This window comes from Dietzia sp. DQ11-71, assembly GCF_014144995.1.
GTDB lineage: Bacteria > Actinomycetota > Actinomycetes > Mycobacteriales > Mycobacteriaceae > Dietzia > Dietzia kunjamensis.
In genome coordinates this window covers 1-8681 of record NZ_JAALDT010000056.1, presented here as the reverse complement: position 1 = coordinate 8681, position 8681 = coordinate 1, and the positions used below count along the sequence as shown (strand labels likewise).

6 protein-coding genes and 1 pseudogene are annotated in these 8681 nt (G+C 70.2%); 2 read left to right on the top strand and 5 right to left on the bottom strand.

The window, feature by feature from the left end:
- Nucleotides 1–92: 92 nt before the first annotated feature.
- Both G6023_RS02190 and G6023_RS02185 read right to left on the bottom strand, forming a co-directional pair.
- Nucleotides 93–2591: a glycoside hydrolase family 65 protein gene (locus G6023_RS02190; RefSeq protein ID WP_069389976.1), complete on the bottom strand. Its 2499-nt coding sequence runs from the start codon at nucleotides 2589–2591 to the stop codon at nucleotides 93–95.
- On the bottom strand, nucleotides 2588–3322 hold the full coding sequence (locus G6023_RS02185) for an HAD family hydrolase (protein ID WP_182633957.1): 735 nt from the start codon (nucleotides 3320–3322) through the stop codon (nucleotides 2588–2590). The genes G6023_RS02190 and G6023_RS02185 overlap by 4 nt, the downstream gene beginning before the upstream one ends.
- A 256-nt stretch (nucleotides 3323–3578) precedes the next feature.
- Here G6023_RS02185 and G6023_RS02180 point away from each other — a divergent pair, with 256 nt between their 5' ends.
- Entirely contained in the window at nucleotides 3579–4361 is a 783-nt protein-coding gene (locus tag G6023_RS02180) for a hypothetical protein (RefSeq protein ID WP_067719249.1), read from the top strand.
- An 80-nt stretch (nucleotides 4362–4441) separates the two neighbouring features.
- Here the strand turns inward: G6023_RS02180 and lpdA are convergent, their stop codons facing one another.
- A complete protein-coding gene (gene lpdA / locus G6023_RS02175; RefSeq protein WP_182633956.1) occupies nucleotides 4442–5833 on the bottom strand; it encodes a dihydrolipoyl dehydrogenase in 1392 nt (463 codons plus the stop codon).
- A gap of 123 nt (nucleotides 5834–5956) precedes the next feature.
- Nucleotides 5957–6112 (bottom strand): hypothetical protein, encoded by a 156-nt coding sequence (locus tag G6023_RS02170; RefSeq protein ID WP_167492369.1) that lies wholly within the window; start codon nucleotides 6110–6112, stop codon nucleotides 5957–5959.
- Nucleotides 6113–6283: 171 nt separating this feature from the next.
- On the opposite strand from G6023_RS02170, the gene G6023_RS02165 reads away from it, so the two are divergent.
- Nucleotides 6284–8482: a prolyl oligopeptidase family serine peptidase gene (locus G6023_RS02165; RefSeq protein WP_182633955.1), complete on the top strand. Its 2199-nt coding sequence runs from the start codon at nucleotides 6284–6286 to the stop codon at nucleotides 8480–8482.
- Here G6023_RS02165 and G6023_RS02160 read toward each other — a convergent pair.
- Nucleotides 8442–8681: pseudogene (locus G6023_RS02160) on the bottom strand (alpha/beta fold hydrolase); the annotation flags it as partial. The gene G6023_RS02165 and the pseudogene G6023_RS02160 overlap by 41 nt on opposite strands.

The window sequence follows — 8681 nt, the reverse complement described above, 5'->3', positions numbered from 1 at the left end:
CCCTCCGGCCCCGGGGCGCGGGTTGGATTCCGAGGGGCGGATCGGGCCTCAGCGGGGTTCGTGCGCCCGCCGGGCCGGAGCGGCGGGGCGGCTCAGCCCGCGTCGACGCAGGGCAGGCAGACGCGAGCCCGGGCATCGAGCTCCATCGACATCGTCCGCCCCGCCGGTACGGTCACCGGCTGGCCCTGGACCGAGCACGCGAAATCGGCGCCGTTGAGGTTCTCGATGGTGATCTCCGTGTGCGTGCACCGCACCCGCACGTGCGTACCCCGCACCGTCAACCGGAAGGTCAGTCCCGTCCACTCCGCGGGCACCCGCGGGTCGAACGAGATCTCACCCCGGTAGTCGCGCATCCCGCCGAACCCGCTGACGAGGGCCGACCACACCCCGCCGGTGGAGGCCACGTGGATGCCGTCGGCGGCGTTGCCGTGCACGTCGGCCAGATCCACCACGAGCGCCTTGGAGAAGTGCTCGAAGGCCTCGTCGCAGTAGCCGATCTCGGCGGCGATGATCGACTGGACCACGGCCGACAACGTCGAGTCGCCGGTGGTCAACGGGTCGTAGTACTCGAAGTTCGCCCGCTTCTCCTCCTCGGTGAACTCGTCTCCGCGCAGGAACATCGCCAGCACCACGTCCGCCTGCTTGAGGACCTGGTGCCGGTAGATCACCAGCGGGTGGAAGTGCAGGAGCAGCGGGCGGCGGGGATCCTCGAGGTCCTGGTCCCACACCTCCTTCGCGAGGAAGTCCTGGTCCTGAGGATGGACCTTCAGATCCTCGTCGAACGCGATCACCATGTTCTCGGCGGCACGCCGCCACTCGCTGGTCTCGTCGTCGCGCAGCTTGAGCCGCCGGCAGACGGCCTCCCACTGGCCGTCACCCAACGCCGCGATCCGCTTGCAGGCGATCGCGGCGGCCACGAGGTTGAACCGGGCCATGGCGTTGGTGAACAGGTTGTTGTCCACGACGGTCGTGTACTCGTCCGGCCCGGTCACGCCGTGGATGTGGAACATGCCGTCGCCGTCGAAGAAACCGAGCGAGACCCACATCCGCGCGGTCTCGACCAGCACGTCCACGCCCTCGCGGATCATGAAGTCCTGGTCCTCGGTGGCCCACATGTACTTGACCATGGCGTGCGCGATGTCGGCGTTGATGTGGTACTGGGCGGTGCCGGCCTCGTAGTAGGCCGACGCCTCCTCACCGTTGATGGTCCGCCACGGGTAGAGGGCGCCGTTCACGGAGAGGTATTTGGCCCGGTTCCGCGCCTTGTCGAGCATGTTGTAACGGAAGCGCAGGGCGTTACGCGCGAACCGCGGCATGGTGTACGTCAGGAACGGCAGGACGTACGTCTCGGTGTCCCAGAAGTAGTGGCCGGAGTAGCCACTACCGGTGACGCCCTTGGCGGCGATGCCGTTGTACTCGGCCCGTGCCGAGGCCTGGGCCAGCTGGAAGAGGTTGAACCGGATGGCCTGCTGCGTCTCCGCGGGGCCCTCCACCTCGACGTCGGCACGATCCCAGAAGTGGTCGTACCAGTCCCGCTGGGTGCGGTGCAGGTCCTCGACCCCGCGCACGCGGGCCCGTCCCAGGGTGCGCGAGCACCGGTCCGCCAGCTCGCTCGCGGGAACCACCTCGGAGGTGTGGTACGCGGCCAGTTTGGTCAGCTTGAGTACCCGTCCCGGCGTGACGTGGGCGTGGTAGACGATCTTCGAGGAGTCGTCGTCGATCTCGTGGCTCATGGCCACGTCGTCCTCGGTCTCGAGCAGGTGGTCCACGGCGACGGCGATCGTCATGCCCGAGTTGGTGCACCGGTACCCGTGCACGTGGTACCCGCCCTGGTCCTCGGTGACCTGGGGCTCGAGCACCCGGTGCTCGAGTCCCTCGGCGCGGCGGGGGTCGAAGCCCTCTGCCGGGGCGCCGTCGTCCGCGGCGGAGCTGTATTCGTCCTCGCCGTCCTGCCGATTGAGGACCTGCGAGGAGATCACCACGGGGGCGGGCTCGTCCGGGAGCTCGATCTCGTACGTCATCACCGCGAGGTGCTTCTCCACCATCGACACCATCCGGCTGGTGCGGATGACGACCTTCTTCCCGGCGGGGGTGCGCCACACGATCTCCCGACGCAGCACCCCGTCCCGGAAGTCGATGCTGCGCTCGTAGTGTTCGAGGTCGGCCACGGATAGCCGGAGCGGTTCGTCGTCGACGTAGATGCGGATGGTCTTGGTGTCGGGGGCCTGGATCATCGTCTGGCCCTCGCGGGCGAGCCCGTAGGCGTCCTCGGCGTGCTGGATGTGCCACGTCTCGTGGAAGCCGTTGACGAAGGTGCCGTGCTGGGCGGAGTCGCGCCCCTCCTCCGGGTTGCCACGCATGCCCAGGTAGCCGTTCGCCACCGCGAACTGCGTCTCGGACACCCCGAGCGGCGACGCGTTCGGACGGGTCTCGACCCAACGCCACGGGTCGGCGGGGTGGGTGGAGCGGTTGATCTCGGGGACCTCGAGGTGGCTCCGGAGGTTCACGCCGTAGGTGGTGCGGATGTTGCCGGGCACGGACTCGCCGACGGTGTCGTGGACCGGTCCTCGGGAGAAGGGGATACGGGTCACCGGTTCGCCTCCGTCAGTCCGGGGATGAGCTCGGCCAGGTCGACGACGACGAGGTCGGCGCCCTCCGCGAGCAGGGTCTCACGCCCGGCTCCGCGGTCCACACCGACCACGCGCGCGAACCCGCCGGCGGCGCCGGCCTGCACGCCGGGGACGGCGTCCTCGATCACCACGCAGCGGTCCGCGGGTACACCGAGCAGCTCGGCGCCCCGCAGGTACGTGTCGGGGCGGGGCTTGCCGGGGATCCCCTCGGCGGCGGCGACCAGCCCGTCGACGATCACCTCGAACCGGTCCCGCAGTCCGGCCGCGGTGAGCACGGCCTCGGCGTTCTTGGAACTGGAGACCACGCAGGAGGCGATGCCGGCGGCGTCGAGGGCGTCGAGGTAGGCCACCGACCCGGGGTAGGCCTCGATGCCCTCGTCGAGCAGCTCACGGAAGATCACGTTCTTGCGCAGACCGAGCCCGTGGATCGTGTCCGCGTCGGGACCGGCCTCGTCGTCGTCGTCGCCCTCGGGCAGGGTGAGGCCCCGCGCGGCGAGCATCGACGCGATGCCCTCGACCCGCGGCTTGCCGTCTATGTAGCGGAAGTAGTCCTCATCCGAGTACGGGTCGATCCCCCGGGCGTCGAAGTAGGTGGTGAACATCCGATTCCACGCCTGCATGTGCTTCTCGGCCGTCGGGGTGATGACCCCGTCGAGGTCGAAGAGCACGGCGTCCACACCGTCATGGTCCATAGCGTTGTCCTATTTCCGGGTCGGTTTGACGGGTCGGGGTGTTCGTCCGGGTGCCGATCGAGCTCGTCCGGCGACGGACCAAGGCTAGTCCCACCCGGCGATTTCCACTGCTTCCCCCCGCCCGGGCGCCGCCCCCGACTTCGGGCCCCCGGGGCGGTCGGCGTCGATCACCGGGCGGCGGCGCGCGCGGCCTTGATGCACAGAACCGACGGGCCCGGTGGCACTATGAGGGGTAACCGAATGACAAAGGAGAGAGATGCGCCTCCGCACCAGCACCCCCCGCCGCGTCGCGATCGCCGGTCTCGCGCTGGCCACCGCGGCTGCTCTCACGGCCTGTTCGTCGGACGAGGAGAACCCCCGGGGCGGCGAGCCCGCGAGCGAGACCCAGACCTCGGAGACCGCGGCGCAGTCCGCCCCGCAGGCGCCCGTGGAGGAACTCGTCCTGGCGGAGGGCGAGGCGCCCGGTGGTGGCGTCGTCCAGGTCGTCGACCGTCAGCTGCTGCAGGAGGCGGTGGACAAGCTCGTCGCCGACCAGGGCCGCCAGCTCATGGAGGACCCGGCGTGCGACAAGGTCTCGCGCCTGGAGACCGTCTCCAACCACGCCACCACCGATGGGGTGACCGCCGCCGTCCGCTACAAGCAGTCGGAGGAGGACGAGACCGAGCACCGCTTCGGCATCGGCATGGTGGGCGAGCGGCTCGACGAGTTCATGGACCGCTCCCTCTACGAGGCGTGCACCACCTCGCGCAGCGCCGCCAACCCGAACGTCGAGCTGAAGATGACGGTCGCCGACGCCCCAGCCATCGACGGCACCGAGGGCTTCCGGGTCACCAGCGACTTCATCACGACGCAGCCGGACGGCACGCGCGCACTGAGCCGGGCCATCGCCATCCACGGCTTCGCCCGCGACACCACCGTGAGTGTCGAGTACGCGGCCCGCGGTGACGACCCGGCGGCGGACCCCGTCCTGCCGACCGCGGCCGGCGCCCTGGACGCGATCTACGTCGCGCAGATGGAGAAGATCCTCAACGCCGAGTAGTCGCCCGGCACACCGCGGCGGGCCCCCGTCGGGTGGCCCCCCGACGCCGGCGGACCCGGTGCCGGGCCCGCCGCAGGCTGTCAGAGGTTGATCATGTGGCCGCCGACGCCCTCGACGGCCTCCTTCATGGCCTCGGACAGGGTCGGGTGCGTGTGCACGTTGCGGGCGATGTCCTCGGCGGTGAGGTCCCACATCTGCGCCAGGGTCAGCTCGGGCAGCAGTTCGGAGACGTCGGGGCCGATGAGGTGGGCGCCCAGCAGCTCGCCGTGCGTGCCGTCGGCGACGACCTTGACGAACCCGGTCGCGTGACCGAGCCCGTGGGCCTTGCCGTTGGCCGAGAACGGGAACTTGCCGACCCTGACGTCGTAGCCCTCGTCCTTCGCCTGGGCCTCGGTCAGCCCGAACGAGGCGACCTGCGGCTGGCAGAAGGTGGCGCGCGGCATCATGCGGTAGTCGCCCAGCGTCTGGGTCTCGGCGCCGGCCATGGTCTCGGCCGCCACCACGCCCTGGGCTTCGGCGACGTGCGCCAGCTGCAGCTTGGCGGTGACGTCGCCGAGCGCGTAGATGCCGTCGACGTTGGTCCGCATGTTGTCGTCGATGTCGATCGCGCCGCGGTCGGTCAGCTCGACGCCGGTGTTCTCCAGCCCGTAGCCCTCGACCCGCGGGGCGAACCCGACGGCCATGAGCACCTTGTCGACGGTGACGATCCGGGTGTCCTCACCGTCCTTGGACTCGATCTCCACCTCGACCGAATCGCCGTTGTCGCTGATCGAGGTGGTCTTGTGGCCGGTGAGGAGCGTGATGCCGAGCTTCTTGTAGTGCTTGGCGATCTCCTTGGAGACCTCCTCGTCCTCGTTCGGCAGCAGCCGATCCATGAACTCGACGATCGTGACGTCGACGCCGTAGGCGTTCATCACGTACGCGAACTCCATGCCGATCGCCCCCGCGCCGACGACGACGATCGAGTCGGGCAGGTCGCGCGTGAGGATCTGTTCCTCGTAGCCCACCACGTTCTCGCTGAACTCGATCCCGGAAAGCGTCTTGACCACGGAACCGGTCGCGATGATGCAGTTGTCGAAGGTGTACTCCGTGCCGTCGACCTCGATCGTCTTGGCGTCGGTGAACTTCCCGAAGCCGTCGATCTCCGTGATCTTGTTCTTCTTCATGAGGAAGTGGACGCCCTTGACGATGCTGTCCGAGACCTTACGGCTGCGGTCGAACGCGGCGCCGAAGTCGAAGCTCACGTCCCCGGAGATACCGAACAGCTTGCCGTCGCGCTGGACGGTGTTGGCCAGCTCCGCGTTGCGCAGGAGGGCCTTGGAGGGGATACATCCGACGTTGAGGCATACGCCGCCCCAGTACTTCTCCTCGACGACGGCCACCTTGAGGCCGAGCTGCGAGGCGCGGATGGCGGCGACGTAGCCACCGGGGCCCGCGCCGAGGACGATGAGATCGTAATGAGTGTCAGCCACGCCACTCAGGGTAGCGCTCCCGGCGGCACCGGAACGGCGGAGCTGGCCGGAACTGCACCCGAAATGACCGACGCCGCCCGCTCCATGTGGAGAAGGCGGCGCGACCGCTCGCGTGAGCGAGGATCAGGACAGGTTGCCCAGGACCGACTTGAGGGCGGTGGCGACCAGCTCGCCGATGGTCTCGGCGATCGTGTCGGTGATGTTGCCGGTGGCGTTGCCGCCGCTGAGGGAGCCGGACTCGCCGGAACCGGCGCTGAGGAGGTCGGTGATGGAACCCATTGTGTGTATCTCCGTTCATTGAAATGCACTCCCGCGTTGATCGGGAATGGCCGGGTCAGTCGACCCGCGGCTACGGAAGATGCTACTGACCTCACGAACGCGTAACAAGAGCCTGTGAACATCCGAGGTGGGTTTCGATCTGTTCGCTTGATCACGTGCATCATCGAGGGCATGACCGGCACCTCGATCTTCGACCCGTTCCTCCACCTCGAGGCCGTCGACTCCCCCGAGGCGCTCGGATGGGTGCGTGAGCGCAGCGACCGGACGGTCGCAGATCTCGCCACCGGCGATCATGCCGAAGCCGCGCATTCCCGCGCCCTGGAGATCCTCGACGCCACCGACCGGATCGCGTGGCCGGTCCTGCGCGGCCGGTACGCCTACACGCTGTGGAAGGACGGTGACCACCCCCGCGGGCTGTGGCGCCGGGTGCCGTGGACCGTGCTGGCCGACGGGGCGCCGGGGGTCGACCACCCGGCCTGGGAGACGCTCGTGGACGTCGGGGCCCTCGCCGACGAGGAGGGCGTCAACTGGGTGTACTCCGGCACGGTCGTGCGTCGTCCCGTCGACGACCGGGCGCTCCTGCGGTTGTCCCGCGGGGGCGCGGACGCCGTGGAGGTCCGGGAGTTCGATCTGACCGAGCGCCGCTTCGTCACCGCCGGGGAGGGGGCGTTCCACCTGCCCGAGGCCAAGTGCTCGGTGTCCTGGGTGGACCGCGACACCGTGCTCCTCACCGCGCCGCTGGACCCGGGCGGCTCCGACGCCACCGACTCGGGGTACGCGCGTGTGGTGCGGCTCTGGCGTCGCGGGACCGATCCCGCCCAGGCCCCGGTGATCTTCGAGGGCCGCACCGACGACGTCGCGGTGGGCGCCTCGCACGACCCCGTCACCGGGCGGTTCCTGGCCAGCCGGGCGCCCGACTTCCACACCTCGCAGGAGGTGTTCTGGACCCCGGGCACCGACCCCGCCTCCACCACCCCACTCGCGGTGCCCGTGCCCGAGGACTGTGACGTCACCTCGTGCGGCGACTGGCTCATGCTGCGCCCCCGCACCGATCTGGAGATCGCCGGCCGCTCCCACCCCGGCGGGTCGGTGCTCGTGGTGCCGTGGGCCGCCGTCGACGCCGAGCCGGGTCGGCTGCCGGAGCCCGTCGTGCTGTTCTCCCCCACCCCGTCCACGACCGTGGAGGACGTCACCTGGGGCCGCGGCCGGATCCTGCTCACCGTCCTCGACGACACCGAGTCGCGGATCGACGCGTTCTCCCTCCCCGACACCGCCGACGGCGAGTGGTCCCCGTTGCCCGTCGAGGGCCTGCCGGAGCACGTCTCGGTCGACGTGCTGTCCTGCGACCGGCTCTCCGGGATGGACGACGACCCGGTATCAGGAGCCGCACCCAGCTCAACCGCACCCAGCTCAGCCGCACCCACCCAGGCGGGCGAGCGCCCACACCCCGACGACGCGGTGCTCGCGGTCTCCGGGCCGGTCGTCCCGCCGTCGCTGGTCCTGCTCCGGGCGGACGGCAGCACCACCACCCTCGGCTCGACGCCCCACCGGTTCGACTCCTCCGGGATCGAGGTCACCCGTCACACCACCGTGAGTGACGACGGCACCGAGGTGCCCTACACGGTCATGCGCGGGCCGGGCCCCGCCGGACCACGCCCAACCATCCTCTACGGCTACGGCGGGTTCGAGGTGTCCATGCGCCCCGCCTACGCCGCCCTGCGCGGCGCGCTCTGGCTCGAGGAGGGCGGGGTGTACGTCGTGGCGGGGATCCGCGGCGGCGGTGAGTACGGGCCGTCGTGGCACCGCGCCGCCGTACGGGAGAAGCGTCCCCGGGCGTTCGAGGACTTCGCGTCCGTGGCCCGCGCCCTCGTCGAGGAGGGCGTGACGACCCGCGATCAGCTCGGGGCGACCGGCGGGTCCAACGGCGGCCTGCTCATGGGCGTCATGCTCACCCGCTATCCGGAGCTCTTCGGTGCCCTCGCGATCGCCGTGCCCCTGCTGGACATGAAGCGCTACCACCTGCTCCTGGCCGGAGCGTCGTGGATGGCCGAGTACGGGGACCCGGACACCGCCGACTGGGACGACTTCCTGGGTGCCTACTCCCCCTACCAGCACATCCGGCCCGCCTCGGAGGTCCGCTACCCGCCGGTCCTCATGACCACCTCGACCCGGGACGATCGCGTCCATCCGGGCCACGCCCGCAAGATGACCGCCGCCCTGGAGGACGCGGGACACGAGGTCCAGTACTACGAGAACATCGAGGGCGGGCACGCCGGCGCCGCCGACAACTCCCAGGAGGCCCGGAAGGCGGTCCTCACGTACGAGTTCTTCAGGCGTCGACTACCTCGTCGTCGTCCCCACCAGGGGTGACGGCACCCAGCTCGCGGTCGATCCACGACAGCACCCGGGCGACCACCTCGGCGGGGCGGCGGGCCCACGCGTTGTGGCCCAGCGCCTCCGGCTCCAGCTCCAGCGTCGTCCGCGCCGAGGGAAGCATGGCCAAGAGGTTCCGCGCCGCGCCGGCCGGGGCCAGAGGGTCGTCGGCGATCGCCACCGCCAGCGCCGGCAC

Excerpts from the sequence above, each read along its gene's own strand:
- G6023_RS02185 (WP_182633957.1), bottom strand. The coding sequence starts at position 3,322 with ATGGACCATGACGGTGTGGACGCCGTGCTCTTCGACCTCGACGGGGTC.
- G6023_RS02180 (WP_067719249.1), top strand. The coding sequence starts at position 3,579 with ATGCGCCTCCGCACCAGCACCCCCCGCCGCGTCGCGATCGCCGGTCTC.
- G6023_RS02170 (WP_167492369.1), bottom strand. The coding sequence starts at position 6,112 with ATGGGTTCCATCACCGACCTCCTCAGCGCCGGTTCCGGCGAGTCCGGC.
- G6023_RS02165 (WP_182633955.1), top strand. The coding sequence starts at position 6,284 with ATGACCGGCACCTCGATCTTCGACCCGTTCCTCCACCTCGAGGCCGTC.